Origin of the sequence: Bradyrhizobium sp. 141, assembly GCF_023074055.1 — a bacterium.
Lineage (GTDB): Bacteria > Pseudomonadota > Alphaproteobacteria > Rhizobiales > Xanthobacteraceae > Bradyrhizobium.
Window position 1 is genome coordinate 241,908 of the sequence record NZ_JADPKR010000115.1, and the last position, 22,996, is coordinate 264,903.

Sequence of the window (22,996 nt, forward strand, 5' to 3'; positions counted from 1 at the left end):
CTTGCAGGCCAGCGAAAGGCATCGCGCCCGCCTTGTCAACTCGACGCCAGCTGGAACGGCTAAGCGGACGGCCTGCCGGTTTTCCTGCGATTGCGCTTGGCCAGCACGTTGAAGAATTCGACCGCCGCCGAGAACGCGATCGCGAAATAGATATAGCCGCGCGGAATGTGGAATTGGAATCCGTCCGCGACCAGCGCGACGCCGATCAGCACCAGGAAGGCCAGTGCCAGCATTTTGGTGGTCGGATGCTCCGCGACGAAGCGCGACACCGGTCCCGACGAAATGTACATGATCAGGCAGGCGATCACGACCGCCGCGATCATGATCTCGATGTCCTGCGCCATGCCGATCGCCGTGATGATCGAGTCCAGCGAAAACACGATGTCGATGACGATGATCTGGACGATCACCCAGAAGAAGGCGCTGCCCCCGGACTTCTGATCGTCCTCGCCGTCATCGGCCTCGACCTCGGCGTGAATCTCGTGCGTCGCCTTGGCGATCAGGAACAGGCCGCCGCCGATCAGGATGAGGTCGCGCCAGGAGAAATCGTAGGCCGAGAACGAAAACACCGGCGCGGTTAGGCCGATCAGCCAGACCAGCAGGCTGAGCAGGATGATGCGGAAGATCAGCGCCAGCGCGAGCCCGATCTGGCGGGCGCGATGCGCCTGCTTCTCGGGGATGCGCGAGACGATCACCGACAGGAAGATGACGTTGTCGATGCCGAGCACGATCTCGAGCGCCGTCAATGTCAGCAGCGCCGCCCAGGCTTCGGGGCTGGTCAGCAGGTGCATCATGCGAAGGATCTTGCCAGGCGGATCAAGGCGTCGCTGAAGCTGATCCAGAGCGCGATGGCGCAGAGCACGATGGTGACGCCGGCGCCGACGCGGAAATCCATCTCCAGCACGTAGAGGCCGAGCACTGCCCAGATCGCGATCAGCGACATCGTCAGCCACCGCAGCCGCACGACGCGGACCGGATGCAGCACATGGAACGGCACAAAGGTCAGCACGACGAGCGCGGTCACCAGCAGCGTCGACCACAGCGGCGGCCAGTGCAGCAGGAACAGATAGAACGCCGCCGCATTCCACAGCGCCGGAAAGCCGCGAAAATGATTGTCGTCCGCCTTCATGCGCAGATCGGCGAAATATAATGCGCTGGTGACGATGATGGCGATGCCGAGCAAGGGAGCTGCGACCGGCAGCAGCAAGCCGCTGGCCACGATCGCATAGGCCGGCACGAAGACATAGGTGACGAAATCGACCACGAGATCGAGCACGTCGCCCGACCAGTTCGGCTGCACGTTCTTGACGTTGAGCCGGCGCGCGATCGGACCGTCGATCGCGTCGATGATCAGGGCGATGCCCAGCCACTGAAACATCGCCGCCCAGTGCTCGCGCACGGCCTCCAGCATCGCCAGCAGCGCGATCGCGGCGCCGAACGCGGTGAAGATGTGCACCGAGAAGGCCGCGGCGCGGATCGCGGGCGTGGGCTTCAGGGAATCTTCTTGGCTGTCCATGGCTTCTGCTATCAGAATGAGGCCGGTTTGCACATCCGCCATGGCGCCGCTCGGTCGCACAATTCGTCGAAAAATCAGGCTAAATCAGTGGACTTGAATTTGCCGCCGGGCGTGTCATGTGTCGTTCCATGACAGACGCATCGACACTCCATGACGCTGCCGTGATCGGCGGTGGGCCGGCCGGACTTGCGGCAGCCATCGCACTGGCACAGGCGGGTGCGCGGACCGCGCTGGTGGCGCGGCACGTGCCTTATGCCGACAATCGCACCACCGCGCTGTTAGGAGCCTCCATCGATCTGCTGGAGACGCTCGACGTCTGGTCGCGCTGCAAGGACAAGGCGGCTGCGCTCGAAATCATGCGCCTCGTCGACGACACCGGCCGGCTGTTCCGCGCGCCGGAGGTCCGGTTCTCCTGTCACGAAATCGCGCTCGACGCCTTCGGCTACAACATCGATAACCGCTCACTGATGCTTGCGCTGGAACAGCGTGCGGCCGAGCTGACCAATCTCGCCCGTTTCGACGACGAGGCCGAAAGCGTCGTCATCGAGGCCGACGACGTCGCGATCCGCACAGTCTCCGCACAGTTTCTCTCGGCCAGGCTCGTGGTCGGCGCCGACGGTCGGCATTCGCTGTGCCGCGAGGCCGCCGGCATCGCGGTGACGCGGCGCGAGCTGAACCAGACCGCGCTGACATTCAACGTCGGCCATACGCGGCCGCATCGCAATGTCTCGACCGAGTTCCACACGCCGCACGGCCCCTGCGTGTTCGTGCCACTGCCCGGCGACCGCTCCAGCATCGTATGGGTTTCGGCACCCGCGGAAGCCGAGCGCCTGCGCGGCCTAAGCGATGAGGAGCTCTCCGCCGCGATCGAGAAGCAGTCGCACTCGATCCTCGGACGGATGACGGTGGAGCCCGGCCGCAACCTGTTCCCGCTCGCGATCGAACGTCCGAAATCGTTCGGCAGCGATCGCATCGCGCTGGTCGGCGAAGCCGCCCATGTGGTTCCCCCGATCGGCGCCCAAGGCCTCAACCTTGGTCTGCGCGATGCCGCCGACATCGCCCGGCTCGCAGGCGAGGCCATCGCTGCGGGCCAGGATCCCGGGGCGGACGACGTGCTCAAGCGCTACGACCGGGCGCGGCGTCCGGACATTCTGAGCCGGACGTTTGCGATCGACATGGCCAACCGCTCCCTGCTCAATGATTTCCTGCCGCTGCAGCCGGTCCGCGCCGTGGGCATGCACCTCCTCGGCGCCATCGGCCCGCTCCGGCGTTTTGCGATGCGCGAAGGCCTGACGCCGACGTGGCGAAGGTAGTGGTTAGGTTGGAGGAATTGGCCACTGGCTCGGTGCAACCTCTCCCGCTGCGGGGGAGGTCGGCGCGAAGCGCCGGGTGGGGGCTCTCTCCGCTTAGGAACATTCTCCACAGACCTCAGACAATCCCGACGCGGAGACACCCCTCCCCAACCCTCCCCCCGCAAGCGGGAGAGGGAGCGCACCTGTCGCGCAGCAGGCAACGAGGCCAATCCCATCGGGCGCGAACACCGCTCACGGAAACGCCAACCGCCCGCTCTGGATCGCCCACATCACGCTGGTCAGCGTGACCACGGACGCAAACGTCCCGAGCAGCACCGCGACGGAGGCCGATTCGATCCAGGCATCATTCTGCCGGGCGATCACGAACACGTTCAGCGCCGGTGGCAGCGAGGCCATCAGCACGGCGGTCGCGGCCCAGGGCTGTGCGAACGGCCCGAACGCGAGCATCAGGCCGAACGCTGCGAGCGGATGGAACAGCAGCTTGACCGCGATCACGCCCGGCACCTCCCAGGGGACCCGGTCGAACGGGCGCAGCGCCACGGTGACGCCGAGCACGAACAGCGCGGTCGGGGCCGCCGCGTTCTGCAGGAAGGTAATCGTGCGATCGAGCGCGACCGGCATCTCGATATGCAGCGATGCGAAGGCCGCGCCGAAACACGCCGACATGATCAGCGGGTTGAGCACGATCTGCTTCAGCACGACGCCGAACGCGTGCACGATCGAGGGATGGTCCCGGTCGGAGAGTTCGATCAGCAACGGCACGATGGTGAACAGAAAGATGCTGTCGCAGCAGAAGATCAGCGCGGTCGGCGCCGCAGCCTTGGTCCCGAGCACGGCGAGCGCCAGCCCGGGCCCCATGTAGCCGATATTGCCGTAACCGCCGGAGAGACCGGCGAGCGTCGCCTCGCGCAATGTCAGCCGGCCGAAAACCTTGCCCACGATCAGCGCCAGGGTGAACGCGGCGACGGTGGACAGCGTGGTCGCCACCAGGAACGGCGGGTTGTTCAATTCCGAGAACGGCGTCTTGGACATGATCGCAAACAGCAGTGCCGGCAGCGATACGTAGAGCAGGAAGAAGTTCATCCAGGCGAGGCCTGATTCCGGCAGGGATTTGGCCTTGCCGCACGCGAAACCGACGAAGATCAAGCCAAAATAAGGTAGCGCCAGATTGAGGATATCGACCATTGATGAAGTGTCTTCTGAAGATTCGGGGGCTATCTGCCCCTTAAGTGAACGTTAATTCCAGATGAGGCCACTAGCATCGGCCACAATCCTGGTCTATCGACGGGGGATGATTAAAGCGCGGACCGCCAAATTCCAGATCGGACAGGTCGTGCGCCACCGGATCTTCTCGTTCCGGGGCGTGATCTTCGACATCGATCCGGAATTCAACAACACCGAGGAGTGGTGGTTGTCGATCCCCGAGGAGGTGCGGCCCCACAAGGACCAACCGTTCTACCACCTGCTCGCTGAGAACGCGGAGTCGGAATACGTCGCCTATGTCTCCGAACAGAACCTTCTGCCCGACGATTCCGGCGAGCCGGTCCGGCATTCGCAGGTCGCCGAGATCTTCATCAAGAACAAGGACGGCGGCTATCGCCCGCGCAATCCGTCCCTGAACTGAGTTTCGCCGACAGACGGTCAGCAAAAAAGGCGCTCGAGATGAGCGCCTTTTTCATGTCCGGGATCTGGTCCCGATTACTTCTGACCAGCCGGTGCCGCACCGGGAGGCGTACCCTGCTGCTCGAGCTTCTTGCGCTGCTCGTCGGCCTTCTTCTGAAGCTCTTCCTGAAGCTTCTTCTGGGTTTCCTCGAACACCTTCGGATCGGTCGGCGGACCGTCATAGGCCTTCTGGAATTCGCCGGCGAGCGGCAGCGGCAGGGTCAGCGGCGCGCCATTGGCATTGATCGCCTGGACGACCAGATTCTGGCCCTTCTTCATGTTGTTGATGAGCTCAGGCGTCGCCTCGTAGTCCGACATGCAGCCGTTCTGGAAGCAGATCACGTAGGGTTGCTGCAGCGGCGCGTTGCTGTCCACGATGATGCGGGTGCCGTGCACGAGTTGCATGCCGAGCGGCAGCGTCACGCGCAGGATCTTCTTCGGCTCGCCTTCCGGCTCGATGATGACGGCGGCGATGACCGGCTGGCCCGACTCGATGCGGCCGTCCTTGCCGGTGAAGCAGACCTGCTTGGCGTTGGCGTCCTGGCCCTTCAGGCAGAACTTGGTCCAGGGGGCATAGATCAGCTGGATCTGCTGGTCAGCCGGCTGGGCCGCGCCCTGCTGCGCCGGAGCGCCCTGGGCGGGAGCCTGCTGGGCCTGCGGAGACGCTGCGGGTGCCGGAGCCTTCGGAGCAGCCTTGGGAGCGGCTTTCGGGGCCGGAGCCGCCTTGGGCGCGCCCGGGGCCGGCGCCGGGGTCTGGGCCTCGGCGGCAAACGGAACGGCCAACGCCGTCGCCGTCAACAGGGCGAGAAGTCGCCCACGCGGCCGGACGGACGCGGCCAAGTAACGGAAATTCATTGCGGAAAACCCTTTCTGAACGGGAAGTGCCCGAACCGCTCCGAAGCGCCGAACCTAGCCGCCTTGGGCGCGGCTCTCTTCCCGTCAATTGAGGCAGATAAGTGACGGGCTCGGCGCTCTTGCGCGATTGCCCGCCTTCTTAACGTGGCCGACGAAAAGATCAATGCCGACAAGCGCCTTTGGCCACATCCGCAGCTGCACCCCGGTGAAATTCCCTGTGATAGGATTCATGCCTACCGGTCCTCGAATCAACGTGTGCTGATGTTCATGTTCCAACGCCTTTTCGAGGGCCCCGGTGTCGGTGTTTGCGTCTTGGCCGCAGCCCTTGTCTTGATCCTCGGCGGGGGACTCTCGACAGGCGCCGCACGGGCCGAGGAGGCGCATGCCATCGCCATGCACGGCAAGCCGGCGATGCCGGCCGATTTCACCCACATGCCCTACGTCAATCCCGATGCCCCCAAGGGCGGCCGATTGACCTGGGGTGTTCTCGGAACCTTCGACAGTCTCAATCCCTTCATCGTGAGGGGACTGGCCGTGCAGCAGATGCGGGGCTACGTGGTCGAGAGCTTGCTCGCGCGCGGCAATGACGAGCCGTTCACGCTCTACGGCCTGCTCGCCAGGAGCGTCGAAACCGACGACGAGCGAAGCTTCGTCACGTTCCGCCTCGATCCCCGCGCCCGTTTCGCCGACGGCAAGCCGGTCACGGCCGAGGACGTGCTGTTCTCCTGGCAGCTGCTGCGCGACCACGGCCGGCCGAACCACCGGCAGTACTACGCCAAAGTCGCCAAGGCCGAGGCGACCGATCCCCTCACCGTCCGCTTCGACCTCGCAGGCGCCAACGACCGCGAGCTACCACTGATCCTCGGCCTGATGCCGATCCTGCCCAAGCATGCAGTCGATGTCGCGACCTTCGAGGAGACGACGCTGACGAGCCCGATTGGCTCCGGTCCCTATCGCGTCACGGCGGTGAAGCCCGGGGCCAGCGTGACGCTCACCCGCAATCCCGACTATTGGGGCCGCGACCTGCCCATCAACCGCGGGCTCTACAATTTCGACGAGATCAGGCTCGACTATTTTCGCGAGGCCAACGGCCAGTTCGAAGCCTTCAAGCGCGGCCTCTATGATTTCCGCGTCGAGCACGAGCCGCTGCGCTGGCACGACGGCTATGATTTTCCGGCAGTGAAAAGCGGCGAGGTGATCCGCGACACCGTCAAGCCAGGCGTGCCGCAGCCATCCGAGTTCCTGGTGTTCAACACGCGCCGGCCGATCTTCGCCGACATCCGCGTGCGCCAGGCGCTGACGCTGCTGTTCGATTTCGAGCTGGTCAACCGCAACTATTTCTTCGGCCTGTATGCGCGGGTTGCCGGCTATTTCGCCGGCTCCGACCTGTCGGCCTATGGCCGCCCCGCGGATGCGCGCGAGCGCGAGCTGCTCAAGCCGTTCGCGGCTCGAATTCCAGCCGACATCATGGACGGCAGCTACCGCCTTCCCACGACCGACGGTTCGGGGCGCGACCGCACCACGCTGCGCGCCGCGCTGAAACTATTGTCGGAGGCCGGCTACGATCTCGAAGGCACCGTGCTGCGCAACCGTGCGACCAGGGCGCCCTTCACCTTCGAGATCCTGGTCACGACCCGCGACCAGGAGCGTATCGCGCTCGCATTCCAGCGCGACCTCAAGCGCGCCGGCATCGAGCCGAGCGTGCGGTCGGTCGATCCCGTGCAGTTCGACCAGCGCCGGCTCGCTTTCGAGTTCGACATGATCCAGAATCGCTGGGATCAGTCGCTGTCGCCCGGCAACGAGCAATCTTTCTACTGGGGCAGCGCCGCCGCGGACAATCCGGGGACTCGCAACTACATGGGCGCCAGGGATCCTGCGGTCGATGCCATGATCGCCGCCCTGCTCGAGGCCCGTGAACATACGGATTTCGTCGCGACGGTACGGGCCCTCGATCGCGCTTTGATCGCGGGCTTCTACACAATCCCCCTGTTTAACGTATCCGAGCAATGGATCGCGCGCTGGAATCGGATAGAACGACCCAAGGCCACCTCGCTCTCCGGCTATTTGCCGGAGACCTGGTGGTCGAAGGGGCAGCCGCAAGCTCATCAAGCAAAGTGACGCCGTGAACCAGCCAGCCATATCGCCGACGCTCGACACGTTGTTCCAGCGCACGCTGATGCGGCAACCGCACGCGCCCGCGCTGCTCGACCCGCTCAACAAGGCTCGCGTGACCGGGCACCAACCGCGACGGATGACCTATGCCGAGGCCGACACGGCCATCGAGGCGCTGTCGGCCTATTTCGTCGAATCGGGCCTGCCGGCCAATTCCGTCATTGCGATCCAATTGCCTGCCACGGTCGAGTTCGTGCTCACCGTGCTCGCCGCCCATCGCGCCGGCCTCGTCGTCGCAGTGCTGCCGCTGCTGTGGCGGCATGCGGAACTGACTGCTGCGCTCAATCGCACGGCGGCGCGCGCCATCGTCACCATGAGCACGGTCGACGGCGTCAGCTATGCCGACCTCGCGATGCATGCGGCCGCCGAAGCCTTCTCGATCCGTCACGTCTGTGGCTTCGGCACTGATCTCCCCGAAGGCATGGCTTCGCTCGACGAGGTCCTGGCCCGCCCGCCCGGCGCCACGCGCGCCGTGATCCAGGACGGCCGCAAGGCGGCGATGATCTCCTTTGACGTCACCGCGGAGGGCTTTCGCCCGGTGCCGCGGCCGCATTTCAGCCTGATCGCCGGCGGACTTGCGATGTCGCTGGAAGCCGACATCAGGCAGGGCGCGACCGTGATGGCGGCGTTCGCGCCAATGTCGTTCGCCGGCCTCGCCTCCTCGCTCGCAGTATGGTTGCTCTCCGGCGGCGCGCTGGCGCTGCATCATCCCTTCGAGAACGAGGTGCTGGAGCAGCAGATCAACGAGCATGAATGCGAGGTGCTGATCGCGCCGGCGCAGCTTGCCTTGCGCCTTGGCGATTCCGACCTGGCGGCCCGGATGCCGTCCGTGCGCAACGTCGTCGGCCTGTGGCGCGCGCCCGAGCAGGTGGCGGCAAGCGATGCCTGGATCGCGCCGCATGCGCCATTGACGGACGTCTATCTGTTCGGCGAGGCCGGCCTGTTCGGCGCCCGCCGCGGCGAGGACGGCATGCCTGTCGCGGTGATGCCGGGGCCGCACGGCGCGCCGCGGGAGCAATCCGGCTCCTCAATCGCCGGCGAAATCCTGCTGACGCCTAAGGGCACGCTCGGCCTGCGCGGCGCGATGGTGCCGATCGCGGCCTATGCCCCGCCGCAGCCGGTCGGCGACACGCTGATCGCACAGCCGCCGCGCGATTATGTCGACACCGGCTATGCCGCACGGCTGGACCGCCCGAGCGGCGCGATCTGCATCACCGCGCCGCCCTCCGGCATCATGGCCGTCGGCGGCTACCGCTTCCTCTCCAACGACCTGCAGGAATGGGCACGCCGGCTCGGCCAGGGCGCGCTGCTCACCGCGCTGCCCGACCGGCTTTCGGGCCACAGGCTGGCCGGACGCGCCCAGGACAATGCCCGCGCCCGCGAGGCACTCAGCGAGCTCGGCCTTAACCCCCTGATGGTCGAGGCTTTTCGCGACCGCTCCGGTCCGGTCTAGGCGCAGTTTCGCCTGGTCCGTTGACGCTGCATTAATGCGGCCAATCTAGATTGCGCGGCAACTGTCGCGTGATCAGAGTTTCCGAATGTCCCAGGCGGGCCCGATCCTGTTTGTGTCCAATGCCGAGCGGCCGCCCTTCGTCGGGGCGCTGGACGAGGCGCGGCTGTTTCCCGTGGTCGACACCGACTGGGCCAGCGCGGCGCGCGCGGTCGAAGAGGTGCTGCCAGCCGCGATTCTCGCTGTGATGCATGGCGGACACGAGCCGCATTTGGCCGCGCTCTCAAGGAAGATCGCCGACCAATCGCCCTACCTTCCCTTCGTGGCCGTGGATGCGGCGGGCACGCTGCCTCACAACGCCCTGCCCTTCTCCTCGCGCGCCGGCAATCCCGACCGCCTGATCGCACGGCTTCGCGCCGCCCTGCGCGTGCGCACGCTCCACGCCACGGTGTTGCGCCGGCTGCCGGAAGTGAAGGTCGCACTGCCGCAAGGTGATCCCGCACGCGATGCCACCGTGCTCCTGGTCGGCAGGGGCGCGGCCTATCCCGCGCTTTCCGTAGCGCTCGGTGAACGGGTCGGCGTGGTCGGCGCGCTCTCGATCGAGGCCGCCGCGAAACACCTCAACACCCGTGACCTCGACGGCGTCGTGCTCGCCGAGGGTTTTACAGCGCGCGTCACCGACGCCTTTCTCACGGTGCTCGCCGAGGACACCCGCTTCCGCAGCCTGCCCGTCGTCGTCACCGCGCACCAGCTGACGCAGACTTACGACCTGCCCAATCTCGAGCTGATCCCGGGCGAGCCGGCCAAGGTCGCAGCCAATGCGCTGCCCCTGATCCGCCAGCACGCGATGGAAGCGCAATTGAGCCGGACGCTGCGCTCGATCGATGCGGGCGGCTGGCTCGATCCGCGCAGCGGCCTGCTGACGGTGGAAGCTTTCGCCCGCGATTTCGCCAAGGCGGTCGAGCAGACGCTGGCCCGCGGCGGCGGCTTGTCGGTCGCACGCTTCGCTTTCGACCCCGGCAATTCCCGCGCCCAGCTCGATGCCGCCCGCATCCTCAGCCGCCTGATGCGGCAGATGGATTTCGGCGCGGCGCAGAAGGACGGCTCGGTCATCGTCGTGTTTGCGGAAACCGACTTCCGCACCGCCCACATGATCGCCCGCCGCCTCTCCGCGGTGATGCGGCACACCTCCAACGGCAAGCACGAGATGCGCAGCGAGCCCGTCGTCAGCGTGGATTCGCTGTCGTCGTCGGATACGGCAAGGTCGCTGCTGGCGCGGCTGTCGGCGGATGCGTCAAGGGCGGCGTCGTAATCACGACCTCGCTGCCGTAGGGTGGGCAAAGGCGCACTTGCGCCGTGCCCACCATTTTCCTGACGACGGCTGCGGTGGGCACGCTTCGCTTTGCCCACCCTACGGCATCTCGCCTCGCTCTCACGCCGCCTTCTTGCTCTCCGCGAGCTGCGCCAGCTGGCGCATGATCTCCGTCGTGCCGGCGAGACGCTCTTCCGGCGTCTCCCAATCCTGCAGGAACACCACCTTCATGTCGGGCCGCACCTTGGCGGCCTGGCCGTGGCTGCGGATGAACGTCACCAGGCGATCGGGATGGGCGAACGAATTGTCGCGGAAGGCGATGACGGCGCCCTTCGGGCCGGCGTCGATCTTTCCGACATTGGCCCGGCGGCAGAACGCCTTGATCGCGGCGACCTTGAACAGGTAGCGCACCTCGTCCGGCAGCACGCCGAAGCGGTCGCGCATCTCGGCGCCAAAGTTCTCGATCTCCTCCTCGCTGTCGAGGTCGGCAAGGCGCCGGTACAGCGACAGCCGGACCGAGAGGTCGCTGACATAGTCCTCCGGAATGAGCACGGGCATGCCGATCGTGATCGACGGCGACCAGCGGTCGGCGGCGGGCTCGGAGACGCCAGCCTTGAGGTTGACGATCGCCTCCTCCAGCATCGATTGGTAGAGCTCGAAACCGACCTCCTTGATGTGGCCGGACTGCTCCTCGCCGAGCAGATTGCCGGCGCCGCGAATGTCGAGGTCGTGGGAGGCAAGCTGGAAGCCTGCGCCCAGCGTCTCCAGCGATTGCAGCACGGTGAGCCGGCGCTCGGCCTGCGCCGTGATCTTCTGCTGCGCCGGCAGCGTGAACAGCGCATAGGCGCGCAGCTTGGCACGGCCGACGCGGCCGCGGAGCTGATAGAGCTGGGCGAGACCGAACATGTCGGCACGATGCACGATCAGCGTGTTGGCGTTGGGAATGTCGAGGCCGGATTCCACGATCGTGGTCGACAGCAGGATGTCGAACTTGCCGTCGTAGAACGCGGTCATGATGTCCTCGATCACGGCGGGCGGCATCTGGCCATGCGCGACCGCGACCTTCATCTCCGGCACGTTCTTGTCGAGGAAGTCCTTGACCTCGGCGAGGTCGTCGATGCGCGGCACCACGTAGAACGCCTGCCCGCCGCGATAGCGCTCGCGCAGCAATGCCTCGCGGATCATCAGGGGATCATGCGGGGCAACGAAGGTGCGCACCGCCAGGCGATCGACCGGGGGTGATGCAATGATCGAGAGTTCGCGGACGCCGGTGAGCGCGAGTTGCAGCGTGCGCGGGATCGGCGTCGCCGAGAGCGTCAGCACGTGCACCTCGGAGCGAAGCGCTTTCAGCCGCTCCTTGTGGGTCACGCCAAAGTGCTGCTCCTCGTCGACGATAACGAGACCGAGGTCGCGGAATTTGATCGCCTTGCCGAGCAGTGCATGGGTGCCGACGACGATGTCGATCGAGCCGTCGGCAATACCCTTCTTGACCAGATTGAGCTCTTTGGTCGCGACCAGGCGCGAAGCCTGCGCCACGTTCACCGGAAAGCCCTTGAAGCGCTCCGTGAAGGTTCGTGCGTGCTGGCGCGCCAGGAGCGTGGTCGGCACCACGACCGCGACCTGCTTGCCCTCGAGCGCGACGGCAAACGCGGCGCGCAAGGCCACCTCGGTCTTGCCAAAACCGACGTCGCCGCAGATCAGCCGGTCCATCGGACGGCCGAGTTCGAGGTCCTTTAGCGTCGATTCGATGGCCCCTAACTGGTCCTCGGTTTCGTCATAGGGGAAGCGTGCACAGAACTCGTCGTAGATGCCGGGCTGGACCAGAAGCTTGGGCGCCTCGTGCAGATGGCGAGCGGCAGCGATCTTGATCAGTTCGCCCGCGATCTCGCGGATACGATTCTTGAGCTTCGCCTTGCGGGTCTGCCAGCCGCCGCCGCCGAGCCGGTCGAGCTCGACCGTGGTCTGGTCGGATCCGTAGCGCGACAAGAGCTCGATGTTCTCGACCGGCAGGAACAGTTTTGTCTCGGCGGCATAGTGCAGTTCGAGACAGTCATGCGGCGCACCGGCGACATCAAGCGTTTGCAGGCCGACGAAGCGGCCGATGCCATGGTCGACGTGGACGACGATGTCGCCGGCGGCAAGGCTCGTCACCTCCGAGATGAAATTGTCGAGCTTGCGGCTGGCCTTGCGCGGCCGCACCAGGCGGTCGCCCAGAATGTCCTGCTCGCTGATGAGTGCGATCTCGTCGGTCTCGAAACCACTCTCGAGGCCGAGCACCGCGAGCATGGTCTCGTTGCGTGGGGTGGCCTGCACCGTGCGCCAGCTGTTGACGCTGGTGGTGTGGGTCAGCTTGTGGTCACGCAGCATCGAAGTCATGCGGTCGCGCGAGCCTTCGCTCCACAGCGCGATCACGACCTTCTTGCGCTGGGCGTGCAGCGCCATCACATGGCTGACCACGGATTCGAACACGTTGACCGTGGTGTCGTTGCGCTCCGGCGCGAAGTCGCGGCCCTTGCGCGCACCGGCGTCGACGACACTGGTCCCGTCGGTCGGAACCGAAAATTGCGTCAACCGCACCAGCGGCATGTCGCTCTCGCGCTTGGTCCACTCCTCGTCGGTCAGATAAAGCCGATCCGGCGGCAGCGGCTTGTAGATCGCGCCGCCGCCCGGATGCTCCATGGCATCGCGCCGGGCCTCGTAATAGTCCAGGATCTGCTTGAAGCGTTCGCGGACGGCGTCCTCGGCCTGCGGCTCGATCGCGATCGGAGCCCCTTGCAGATAGTCGAACAGCGTGTCCATCCGGTCCTGGAACAGCGGCAGCCAGTGCTCCATGCCGGGATGGCGGCGGCCCTCGCTGACGGCCTCATACAGCGCATCGTCGCGCTCGGGCGCGCCGAACTCGGCGACATAGCCCATGCGGAAACGGCGGATGGTGTCGGTGACGAGCTGGAACTCGGAGATCGGCACCAGGTCGAGCGCGCGCATGCCGAGCAGCGTGCGCTGGGTTTCGGCGTCGAAAGTGCGGATCGATTCTAGGCTGTCGCCGAAGAAGTCGAAACGGACCGGTTGATCGAGGCCGGCGGGAAACAAATCCAGAATGCCGCCGCGCACGGCATATTCGCCGGGCTCGCGCACGGTCGAGGAGCGGTTGTAGCCGTTGTGCTCGAGCCAGGCGACGATGGTGTCCATCGGCACCACGTTGCCCGGCGCGACCGACAGCGCCTGCGCCGCGACCAGCTCGCGCGCGGGCACGCGCTGCACGACGGCATTCACCGTCGTCAGCACGATCAGCGGCTTGTCGCTGCCCGTCAGGGACGCAAGCCGTGCCAGCGTCGTCAGGCGTTGCGCCAGGATGCCGCCGTGCGGCGAGACGCGGTCATAGGGCTGGCAATCCCAGGCCGGGAAGGTCAGCACCGGCAGATCGGGGGCGAAGAACTGCAGCGCGCGTTCGAGCTGCTGCATGCGCGGACCGTCGCGGCAGACCACCGCAAGGCTGACGGCCGGCTTCTTTGGCCGCGCCGCGATGGCCCGGGCGAGATCGGAGACGACGAGGCCTTCGGCGCCTTCCGCGACATTGGCAAGCGTCAGCGCACGGCCGGGCGCAAGCAGCTCGGCCGGAGATTTCATGCCCTGCTTCATACGCCGCCGTCCGCGATCGGATAGGCCTTGATGCGGGCGAACAGCGCGCCGGTGACATCAGCCGGCAGCACCTTGTCGCCAGTGATGGCGGCATAGAGATCGGGATCGTTGACCTCGAGGAGCGTCTCGAGCTGCGTCAGCTCGTCATCCGACAGATTGCCGATCTCGGCGTCCGCAAAGCGGCCGAGGATCAGGTCCATCTCGCGCGTGCCGCGGTGCCAGCAGCGGAACAAAAGCCGCTTGCGGCGATCGTCCAGCCCGCTGCTCGATCGTGTCGTTCCCGTCATGTCTCAAATCCAGTCAAACGCAGAAAGCCCGGACGTGCCGGGCCGGGGTGATATAGCCACTCGGGGTGGCCGTGTCAGCCCTTTGTTGTGGCAGGTCGTCGCTCCGGTCCGTCATGGCCGGGCTTGTCCCGGCCATCCACGTAAGGTCTGCAAAAAAGACGTGGATGCCCGGCATAAAGCCGGGCATGACGGCGAGGAACAAACCTTAGATTCCCCGAATGCGCCCCAGCCTGCTCAATCCGCTGTTTGCTGCCGTGACCAGCCTGCCCGGGGTCGGTCCGAAGCAGGACAAGCTGCTGCAATATTTGCTCAGCCGCAGCGAGACGCCGCGGCTGGTCGATCTGTTGCTGCATTTGCCGAGCCAGGTGATCGACCGCCGCGCGCGGCCAAAAATCCGCGACGCCGTGCAGGGAACCATGGTCACGCTTGAGGTGACGGTCGACCGCCACCGCCCGCCCCCGCCGCGCAACGCGCGCGCCCCGTATCTGGTCTACGCCAGCGACGACACCGGCGACGTCGTGCTGACCTTCTTCCGCGCCAAGCCCGGCTATGTCGAAAAACTGCTGCCGATGGGCGAGAAGCGCTACGTCTCCGGCACGCTGCAGATGTACGACGGCATTCCGCAGATCGTGCATCCCGACCGCGTCCTCGACGAGGAAGCGATCTCGAAGCTCTCGGGCATCGATCCCGTCTATCCCTTGACGGAGGGCCTCGCGCTCGGCTCGCTCCGCCGGGCGATCGCGCAGGCGCTGCAGAAGCTGCCGGAATTGCCGGAATGGATCAGCGCGGAGGTGATGCGCCGCTGTAACTTTCCGCCGATCTCCGAAGCGCTCACCCGCGTGCACCAGCCGGTCGAGCTCACGGATATCCTGCCGGACCAGCCGTTCTGGTCGCGCCTCGCCTTCGACGAGCTTTTGGCCGGTCAGCTCGCGCTCGCCTTGATCCGCGCGCAACTGCGCCGTCCCGCCGGCGTCCGCAATGCCGGCGACGGTCACCTCCGCAACAAGATCATCGATGCCCTGCCCTATGCCCTGACGCCGTCGCAGCGTAGCGCCGCCGCCGCCATCGCTGATGACCTGCAACAGCCGGTGCGCATGCTGCGTCTGCTCCAGGGCGACGTCGGCTCCGGCAAGACCGTGGTCGCGCTGCTCGCTGCCGCTGCCGTCGCCGAGGTCGGCAAGCAGGCCGCGCTGATGGCGCCGACCGAAATCCTGGCGCGCCAGCACATCAAGACCATCGCCCCACTCGCCGAGCGCGCCGGCATGCGGGTCGCGATCCTCACCGGGCGCGAAAAAGGCAAGGAGCGGCGCGAGCTGTTGGCGCAGCTTGAAGCCGGCGAAATCGACCTCCTGGTCGGCACCCACGCGCTGATCCAGGATGATGTGATCTTCCATGATCTCGCGCTCGCCATCGTCGACGAGCAGCATCGCTTCGGCGTACGCGAGCGCCTCGCGCTCACATCCAAGGGCGAAGCCGTCGACGTGCTGGTGCTGAGCGCGACGCCGATCCCGCGCACGCTGGTGCTGACCTATTTCGGCGACATGGACATCTCCGAGCTGCGCGAAAAGCCCGCGGGCCGCCAGCCGATCGAGACCCGCACCATCTCGATCAGCCGCCTTGCCGAGGTCACGGACAGCATCGGCCGCGCGCTACTATCCGGCAAGCTGGTCTACTGGATCTGCCCGCTGGTCGAGGAATCCGAGGCGGAGGGCACCGAGCACCTCACCAACGCGACCAAACGTTTCGAGAGCCTGCAAAAGCGCTTCGGTGAGCGCGTCGGTCTCGTCCACGGCCAGATGAAGGGCACCGAGAAGGACCGCGTGATGGGCCAGTTCGCCGCCCACGAGATCGGGCTGCTGGTCGCGACCACCGTGGTCGAAGTCGGCGTCGACGTTCCGGCCGCGACCATCATGGTGATCGAGAATGCAGAGCGCTTTGGCCTGGCCCAGCTGCACCAGCTCCGCGGCCGCATCGGGCGTGGCTCGGAAGCCTCGACCTGCCTCCTGCTCTATTCGGAGCCGCTCGGCGAGATGTCGAAGGCGCGGCTCAAGGTGATCCGCGAGACCACCGACGGTTTTCGCATCGCCGAGGAAGATCTGAAGCTGCGCGGCGAAGGCGACGTGCTCGGCGTGCGCCAGAGCGGCCTGCCCGGCTACCGCATCGCGCGCCCGGAGATGCACGGCCAGCTGATCGCCCAGGCTAGAGACGAAGCGCTGCGGATTCTGAAGGACGATCCGAAACTGAAGGGCGAATGCGGCGAGGCGCTACGCTGCCTGCTGTATCTCTACGAGCGCGACGAGGCGATCCCGCTGATCGGGGCGGGTTAGCTGTAGCGCCGCTGCCGCAAGGTTGGTGACGGACGTAAGAGCGCCGGGCCTCGCTGTCATTGCGAGCGCAGCGAAGCAATCCAGAATCTTTCCGCGAAGGCACACCGGATTGATTTCGCTGCGCTCGCAATGACGGTGCTGATAGAGCTTCGCACAAGCCGTTCAGGTCGGCTTGCGAAGAGAGCGTCGAAGATGATGCCATCTTCCACTGCGCCCGCTTTCGTGAAACGTTCCCACCATGCGCCGGATCATCGTCGTTGGCTCCCAGGGAAGCGGAAAGACTAGCCTCGCCCGGAATCTCGGGCGAAAGCTCGACCTGCCGGTGGTGCATCTCGACGTGCTCTACTGGCGGCCCGGATGGAAGCCATCCGACAAGCCGAGCTTTCGCGCACGGGTCACTGAAGCGATCGCTGGCGACGAATGGGTCGTTGACGGGAGCTTCTCGGGGCTGGCCTTCGATCTCACGATCGCACGCGCCGATACGCTCGTCATCATCGACCGTCCGCGCTGGCTTTGCCAGTGGCGCATTCTCTGGCGCTCGGCCTTCGACCGCGACACGACGCGGCCCGATCTGCCCGAGGGCTGCCGCGAACAGTTCGACTGGAACTTGATGCGGGAGGCGTGGCGCTACGACACCGAGCGCGTGCCGGTCATCGTGGCCGAGCGCATCCAATATGGCCCTGATGTCCCGGTCGTGCGCCTGAGACGCGACCGGGACATCCAGGGTTTTCTGGACTCGGTTTCAGTGAACGGCGAGTGAGCCCAGACGGATCAGGCTTTCTTCTGCCCGATGCGCGCGGCAAACGCTTTCATCAGCTCCACCTCCGCCGCCTCACCCTGGGCATCCTTGGCCAGATGCTCAAACCACCGCGCAAAACCCTCATAGATTTGGCTCGCGGGATGATCGGGGCCGAGGAAGCCAGAGATTTCTCGCATCTCCGCAACCCAGCGGTAGGCCTTCGGGATCATGTCCGGCAGCGCGACTTCAAGCCGGGCGAGGATCGCGGGCTGGCTCAGCGCGAGCTCGTCGCGCAGCGCATCGGCCGCACCCGCCTTCGTTGCCGCGATCACCATGGCCGAACCGATGCCGGCGAGACCCTTAACGATCCCGGCGTAGGACATCTTCAGCGCGGAGGCCGCGCCGACCGGACCTTCGACGATCCGCACATCGAGGCCGAGATCCTTCAGCACGGCGACATCCTTGGCGTGCTCGCCGGACATGTAGAAGGCCGGACTCTTGCCGCCCGGCTGCGGCGGAAACCCGATGATGCCGCCATCGACGAACGGGGCCTGGGCCGAACCGATGATCTCCTCGATCCGCAACACGGTGTCGACGTTGACGGCGTTGCAATCGACCACGACCGGCTTTTTCTCGCGCCTGACGATCAGCGACGCCAGCCGTTCCGCCAACGCGACGGCTTCGCCCGGCGGCACGATGGATAGAATGATGTCGGCACCTGCGATCGCGTCGTCATCGGCACCGACCATGCCGGCGTCGGCTGCGCGCTTGCGCGTTGCCTCGCTGCGCCCCTTCAAGGACGTCAGCACGCGCGCACCATGTTCGCTGAGGCGGCGGGCGACGGCGCTGCCCATGGCGCCGGGCGCGAGGATCGCAATGGTTTTGGACATCATGCACTCCAGATCGAACGCCGGGCGAGGCGCCCGGCTCGACAGGAGACTAGCAGAGCATGCCAGCACGCGCGTGACCGACGCCATCCCGCAAAGGAATGGCCCTACTCCACCTTCGCAGGCTCGGGTTGGAGCGCCGACGCGTTGGCGATGCGCGCGGCATTCGCCACGCCGGCGAGCGCCGCGGCCTTTTTCGGATCGGGCGCAGAGCCCGGCTGCACCACGCCGGCCGACATGATCAGCGTCGCCGCGTCCTCGGCGGTGAGATCGACCTCGATGATCTTGCTCTTCGGGACATAGAAGAAGAATCCCGTGGTCGGGTTCGGCGAGCACGGCAGGAACACCGAGACGTGCTCCTCCTGCCCCGGCAGGCTGCGCGCGATGTCCTCGTTCGGCGATTGCGAGATCAGCACGATCGACCACATGCCCGGCGAGGGAAACTCGACCAGGCCGACTTTCCGGAAGCTCGAGCCCTTGCCCGAGAACAGCGTCTCGAACACCTGCTTCAGGCCGCGATAGATCGCGCGCACGGCCGGAATTCGACCGAGGAACGTTTCGCCGACGTCAACCAGCGTCCGGCCGATCAGATTGGCCGCGAGGAAGCCGACCAGCGTCAGCGTGAAGAATGCGACAACCAGTCCCCAGCCGGGAACGACGTACGGCAGATAGGTTTCCGGCCGGTAGGCCAGCGGCACGAACGGCCGCACTACGCCATCGACCCAGGTGACGAACCACCAGACCAGATACAGAGTGATTGCGATCGGCCCTGTGACGACGAGGCCGGTCAGAAAATAATTGCGGAAGCGGCCCATCAGGCCGGTATGCGGTTCCGGCAGGGGATCAAGAGGCGCAGGCGCGTCGTCGCGGGGGGTCATTCGGGTTCCAAGTCGGTCGCAGCACACAAGCTAGGGTCTTCTAGCAGGTTTTGGAAGACCGCGACCGGTTGATATCCCTTCCGCCTATTCCACGGTCACCGATTTCGCGAGATTGCGCGGCTGGTCGACGTCGGTGCCCATCACGACAGCCGTGTGATAGGCGAGCAGCTGCACGGGGACGGCATAGACCATCGGGGTAAAGGCCGCCGCCATGTCGGGCATGACGATGGTGACGAGGGATTCGACGGTCGCCTCTTCCGCGCCCTTCGCGTCGGTCATCAGGATGATGTTGCCGCCGCGGGCGGCGACCTCCTGCATGTTGGACACGGTCTTCTCGAACACCCGATCATGAGGCGCGATGACGACGACCGGCATGGTCTCGTCGATCAGCGCGATCGGCCCGTGCTTGAGCTCGCCGGCGGCATAGCCTTCGGCGTGGATGTAGGAAATCTCCTTCAGTTTCAGCGCGCCTTCGAGCGCGAGCGGAAAGCTGGTGCCGCGGCCGAGATAGAGCACGTCGCTCGACTTGGCGATCCGGTGCGCGAGCTTTTCGATCTGGAGCTCGGTGGTGAGCGCCTCCGCCATCAGGCGCGGGATTTCGACCAGACCGTGAACCAGCTTGGTCTCGTCCTCGTCGGACAATTCGCCTCTGGCCTTGCCGGCCGCGATCGCGAGATTTGCCAGCACCATGAGCTGACAGGTGAAGGCCTTGGTCGAGGCGACGCCGATCTCGGGGCCGGCCAGCGTTTGCAGCACGGTCTCGCTCTCACGCGCGATCGTCGAGGTCGGCACGTTGACGACGGCGACCGTGTGCACGCCCTCAGCCTTTGCATAGCGCAGTGCCGCCAGCGTGTCGGCGGTCTCGCCTGACTGCGAGATGAAGATGGCGAGATCGCCCTTGCGCAAGGGCGCCTCGCGGTAGCGGAATTCGGAGGCGACATCGACCTCCACCGGCAGGCGCGCAAAGCGCTCGAACCAGTATTTTGCAACGTAGCCGGCATAGCTCGCGGTGCCGCAGGCCGTGATGTTGATGCGCTGGATATTCTTGAAGGCGAAGGGAAGCTTGACCGGCAGCGAGACGCGCTCGGTCGCCATGTCGACGTACCGCGCCAGCGTGTGGCCGACCACTTCCGGCTGCTCGTGGATCTCCTTGGCCATGAAGTGGCGGTAATTGGCCTTGTCAACCAGCGAGGTCGAGGCGGCGTGCTTGATCTTGTCGCGCTGGACCGCGTTGCCGTCCTTGTCGAAGATATCAGCGCTCTTGCGGGTCAGCACGACCCAGTCGCCGTCCTCGAGATAGCTGATCGTGTCGGTGAACGGGCCCAGCGCGATGGCGTCGGAGCCGAGATACATCTCGCCATCGCCATAACCGATCGCCAGCGGCGGCCCGTTGCGGGCGCCGATCAGCAGATCGTCTTCGCCGGCGAAGATGAAGCCGAGCGCGAAGGCGCCGCGTAAGCGCCCCAGCGCCAGCTTGACGGCTTCGACCGGCTTGTTGCCGCGCGCGAGCAAATCGTCGACGAGATTCAGCACGATCTCGGTGTCGGTCTCGGTGTGGAACACCGCGCCCTTCTTCTCGAGCTCCTCGCGCAGCTCACGGAAGTTCTCAATGATGCCGTTGTGGACCACGGCGACGCGTTCGGTCGCGTGCGGATGGGCATTGTTGACGGTCGGTTTGCCGTGGGTCGCCCAGCGGGTGTGACCGATGCCGGTCGTGCCCTCTAACGGCTCGGCTTCCAGCCGCTTCTCCAGATTCTTCAGCTTGCCTTCGGCACGACGGCGCTCAAGATGCTTGCCTTCCAGCGTGGCGACACCCGCCGAGTCGTAACCGCGATATTCAAGACGCTTGAGCGAATCCACCAGCTGCTCTGCAACCGGTTCGCGCCCGAGAATGCCGACAATCCCGCACATGCGGATCACTATCCCCCAAATCGTCGAAAAATCGCCTAAACGACGCGCTCGGTTTTTAGCGAAGTTCCTAGGGAACCATATACTCAATAATTATTGCGGATTGAGACAGCATGGACCGCACCCGAGCTTCGCCTGCGTCGATATGGCCGGCCTTAAACCGCGTGCGTTAACTTGTTGTCAACATGTTTGGCCAACGATTCCGGGCCAGGGAGAGCATAGCCATGAAAGGCTCGTCCGACCGCAAAGGTCTGTCATCGATGTACTTGCGTGCCAGCGAGACCACGGGCACGCATTTGGCGCATTGGCCGCCGCCCCAGCGCGGCAAGGAAAGCAAGCCCGTCTTCATCAAGCATTCCGAAGGCGAGCCGGCCAAGCGCGCCAAGCCACGCGGCTGGCGCCTGACCCGCGCGATCTTCTCCGAATTCGCCGACGACGAATAGCCACGACGTAAGAAGACCCTCATGGTGAGGAGCGCGAAGCGCGTCTCGAACCATGAAGGCCCGCATCTCGCCCGCGGCCGTCCTTCGAGACGCCCGCTTCCAGCGGGCCCTCAGGATGAGGGGGATGCTGCGACGCAATAGTAATAGAGCTCACTTCTCCGGCTTCTTGCCCGTCTTCATCTCGCGATAACGCGCGGCGCCGCCTTCCCTGATGGTCTGCTGGTTGCGCTCCAGCGCCATGGCGTCGTCAGGCACGTCACGGGTGATCACCGAGCCCGAGCCGATATAGGCGCCGTTGCCGATTTTCACTGGTGCGACCAGCGAGGAGTTGGTGCCGACGAAGGCGCCCTGCCCGATCACTGTCTTGTGCTTTTTGAAACCGTCGTAGTTGCAGGTGATGGTGCCGGCGCCGATGTTGGAATTGGCGCCGACGGTGGCATCGCCGATGTAGGAGAGATGATTGACCTTGACGCCCGCCTCCAGCGTCGCCGCCTTGGTCTCCACGAAATTGCCGATCCGCGCGCCGTCGCCGAGCGAGGTGCCGGGCCGCAGCCGCGCATAGGGGCCGATCGAAACGTTCTTGCCGAGCGTCGTCTGCACGATGTGCGAGAAGGAATGGATCACGGTGCCGTCGGCGATCGACACGCCGGGGCCGATCACCACGAACGGCTCGATCGTCACGTCCCTGCCGAACACGGTATCGGCGGACAGATAAACGGTCTCGGGCGCGATCAGCGTGACGCCGGCCTCCATCGCCGCTTTCCGCAACCGCGCCTGCATCACGGCTTCTGCCTCGGCGAGCTGTGCCTTGGTGTTGATGCCGCGCACCTCGTCCTCGCTGGTTTCGATCACCACGGACTCCCATCCCTGCTTGCGGACGATTTCGACCGCGTCCGTCAGATAATATTCGCCCTTGGAATTGGCATTGCCGATTTGCCCGAAGATTTGAAGCGCGCGGCGGCCGTCGATCGCCATCACGCCGGCATTGCACAGATCGATCTTGCGCTCCTCAGTGCTCGCATCGGCCTGCTCGCGGATCGCGACCAGGCGTTCGCCCTCGACGATGAAGCGGCCATAGCCGGTGGGATCGGCGGCGCGGAAGCCGAGCGCGGCAATCGCAGCGCCCCTGGCGAGCGGCGCGCGCAGCCGCGCAAAAGTCTCGGCCGAGATCAGCGGCGTGTCGCCGAAGGCAATCAGGAGATCATCGACGCCCCGCCCGATCGCCTCGCGTGCCGCCAGCACCGCATGCGCGGTGCCGAGCCGTTCGGCCTGCACGAAGGTGAGTGCATCGGGCCTGATGCGCTTCGCCTCGTCCGCGACAGCCTGGTGGTCGGGGCCGATCACGACCGCGAGCGAGGTGCCGGTTCCCTTGGGGGCCACGGCAAGCACGTGGGCAAGCAGCGTTTGCTGAGCTACCGGATGCAGCACTTTGGGCAGGCTCGATCGCATGCGCGTGCCTTCGCCGGCGGCGAGCACGATCGTGAGGCTGGAACGGGCGGTCATCGAAATCCTATCAGGCCGAATCAATTTTGCGACGGGCGGCGGGTCATCCTGAAAAGCTCTCGCCTTGCTACCCCCGCAAACGCCCGGAATTCAAGTGCGATGGGG

18 protein-coding genes are annotated in these 22,996 nt (G+C 65.6%); 8 read left to right on the forward strand and 10 right to left on the reverse strand.

The annotated features are described in order from the left end of the window. Positions 1-59: 59 nt before the first annotated feature. Both IVA81_RS39800 and pcsA read right to left on the reverse strand, forming a co-directional pair. On the reverse strand, positions 60-794 hold the full coding sequence (locus IVA81_RS39800) for a TerC family protein (protein ID WP_247329849.1): 735 nt from the start codon (positions 792-794) through the stop codon (positions 60-62). Further along, positions 791-1,558: a phosphatidylcholine synthase gene (gene pcsA / locus IVA81_RS39805; protein ID WP_247329854.1), complete on the reverse strand. Its 768-nt coding sequence runs from the start codon at positions 1,556-1,558 to the stop codon at positions 791-793. The genes IVA81_RS39800 and pcsA overlap by 4 nt, the downstream gene beginning before the upstream one ends. Before the next feature lie 86 nt (positions 1,559-1,644). On the opposite strand from pcsA, the gene IVA81_RS39810 reads away from it, so the two are divergent. Then, entirely contained in the window at positions 1,645-2,829 is a 1,185-nt protein-coding gene (locus tag IVA81_RS39810) for a UbiH/UbiF family hydroxylase (RefSeq protein WP_247329857.1), read from the forward strand. Positions 2,830-3,060: 231 nt separating this feature from the next. Here the strand turns inward: IVA81_RS39810 and IVA81_RS39815 are convergent, their stop codons facing one another. Continuing rightward, on the reverse strand, positions 3,061-4,014 hold the full coding sequence (locus tag IVA81_RS39815; RefSeq protein ID WP_247329860.1) for an AEC family transporter: 954 nt from the start codon (positions 4,012-4,014) through the stop codon (positions 3,061-3,063). A gap of 106 nt (positions 4,015-4,120) precedes the next feature. Between IVA81_RS39815 and hspQ the strand changes: the two genes are divergently transcribed. Next, positions 4,121-4,453, forward strand: coding sequence for a heat shock protein HspQ (gene hspQ / locus IVA81_RS39820; protein WP_126257599.1), 333 nt, complete (start codon positions 4,121-4,123; stop codon positions 4,451-4,453). Between the two features lie 74 nt (positions 4,454-4,527). Here hspQ and IVA81_RS39825 read toward each other — a convergent pair whose 3' ends face one another. Next, positions 4,528-5,346 carry an invasion associated locus B family protein gene (locus IVA81_RS39825; RefSeq protein WP_247329863.1) on the reverse strand — a complete coding sequence of 273 codons (819 nt, stop codon included), beginning with the start codon at positions 5,344-5,346 and terminating at the stop codon, positions 4,528-4,530. Between the two features lie 261 nt (positions 5,347-5,607). Between IVA81_RS39825 and IVA81_RS39830 the strand changes: the two genes are divergently transcribed. The 3 genes from IVA81_RS39830 (at position 5,608) to IVA81_RS39840 (ending at position 10,280) form a co-directional block, all read left to right on the forward strand. Continuing rightward, positions 5,608-7,464 carry an extracellular solute-binding protein gene (locus tag IVA81_RS39830; protein ID WP_247329867.1) on the forward strand — a complete coding sequence of 619 codons (1,857 nt, stop codon included), beginning with the start codon at positions 5,608-5,610 and terminating at the stop codon, positions 7,462-7,464. A 4-nt stretch (positions 7,465-7,468) separates the two neighbouring features. Next, entirely contained in the window at positions 7,469-8,971 is a 1,503-nt protein-coding gene (locus tag IVA81_RS39835; protein ID WP_247329887.1) for a class I adenylate-forming enzyme family protein, read from the forward strand. Positions 8,972-9,056: 85 nt separating this feature from the next. Beyond that, positions 9,057-10,280, forward strand: a complete 1,224-nt coding sequence (locus IVA81_RS39840) for a GGDEF domain-containing protein (protein WP_247329889.1) — start codon at positions 9,057-9,059, stop codon at positions 10,278-10,280. Between the two features lie 120 nt (positions 10,281-10,400). Here IVA81_RS39840 and mfd read toward each other — a convergent pair whose 3' ends face one another. Beyond that, positions 10,401-13,919 (reverse strand): transcription-repair coupling factor, encoded by a 3,519-nt coding sequence (mfd, locus tag IVA81_RS39845; RefSeq protein WP_247329892.1) that lies wholly within the window; start codon positions 13,917-13,919, stop codon positions 10,401-10,403. After that, positions 13,916-14,206: a succinate dehydrogenase assembly factor 2 gene (locus IVA81_RS39850; protein WP_247329895.1), complete on the reverse strand. Its 291-nt coding sequence runs from the start codon at positions 14,204-14,206 to the stop codon at positions 13,916-13,918. The genes mfd and IVA81_RS39850 overlap by 4 nt, the downstream gene beginning before the upstream one ends. A gap of 218 nt (positions 14,207-14,424) precedes the next feature. Here IVA81_RS39850 and recG point away from each other — a divergent pair, with 218 nt between their 5' ends. Then, positions 14,425-16,533, forward strand: a complete 2,109-nt coding sequence (gene recG, locus IVA81_RS39855) for an ATP-dependent DNA helicase RecG (protein ID WP_247329898.1) — start codon at positions 14,425-14,427, stop codon at positions 16,531-16,533. Positions 16,534-16,771: 238 nt separating this feature from the next. Next, positions 16,772-17,293: an AAA family ATPase gene (locus tag IVA81_RS39860; RefSeq protein WP_247329901.1), complete on the forward strand. Its 522-nt coding sequence runs from the start codon at positions 16,772-16,774 to the stop codon at positions 17,291-17,293. Between the two features lie 11 nt (positions 17,294-17,304). Here IVA81_RS39860 and IVA81_RS39865 read toward each other — a convergent pair whose 3' ends face one another. The 3 genes from IVA81_RS39865 to glmS all read right to left on the reverse strand — a co-directional run bounded on the left by IVA81_RS39865 (position 17,305) and on the right by glmS (position 20,948). Further along, positions 17,305-18,162 carry an NAD(P)-dependent oxidoreductase gene (locus tag IVA81_RS39865; RefSeq protein ID WP_247329905.1) on the reverse strand — a complete coding sequence of 286 codons (858 nt, stop codon included), beginning with the start codon at positions 18,160-18,162 and terminating at the stop codon, positions 17,305-17,307. A 104-nt stretch (positions 18,163-18,266) separates the two neighbouring features. Beyond that, positions 18,267-19,037, reverse strand: a complete 771-nt coding sequence (locus IVA81_RS39870; protein ID WP_247329908.1) for a DUF502 domain-containing protein — start codon at positions 19,035-19,037, stop codon at positions 18,267-18,269. An 84-nt stretch (positions 19,038-19,121) separates the two neighbouring features. After that, on the reverse strand, positions 19,122-20,948 hold the full coding sequence (gene glmS, locus IVA81_RS39875) for a glutamine--fructose-6-phosphate transaminase (isomerizing) (protein WP_247329911.1): 1,827 nt from the start codon (positions 20,946-20,948) through the stop codon (positions 19,122-19,124). A 221-nt stretch (positions 20,949-21,169) separates the two neighbouring features. On the opposite strand from glmS, the gene IVA81_RS39880 reads away from it, so the two are divergent. Further along, complete coding sequence (locus IVA81_RS39880; RefSeq protein ID WP_247329914.1) at positions 21,170-21,388, forward strand: hypothetical protein; 219 nt, start codon at positions 21,170-21,172, stop codon at positions 21,386-21,388. A 150-nt stretch (positions 21,389-21,538) separates the two neighbouring features. Here IVA81_RS39880 and glmU read toward each other — a convergent pair whose 3' ends face one another. Continuing rightward, a complete protein-coding gene (gene glmU / locus IVA81_RS39885) occupies positions 21,539-22,891 on the reverse strand; it encodes a bifunctional UDP-N-acetylglucosamine diphosphorylase/glucosamine-1-phosphate N-acetyltransferase GlmU (protein ID WP_247329932.1) in 1,353 nt (450 codons plus the stop codon). Positions 22,892-22,996 lie beyond the last annotated feature (105 nt).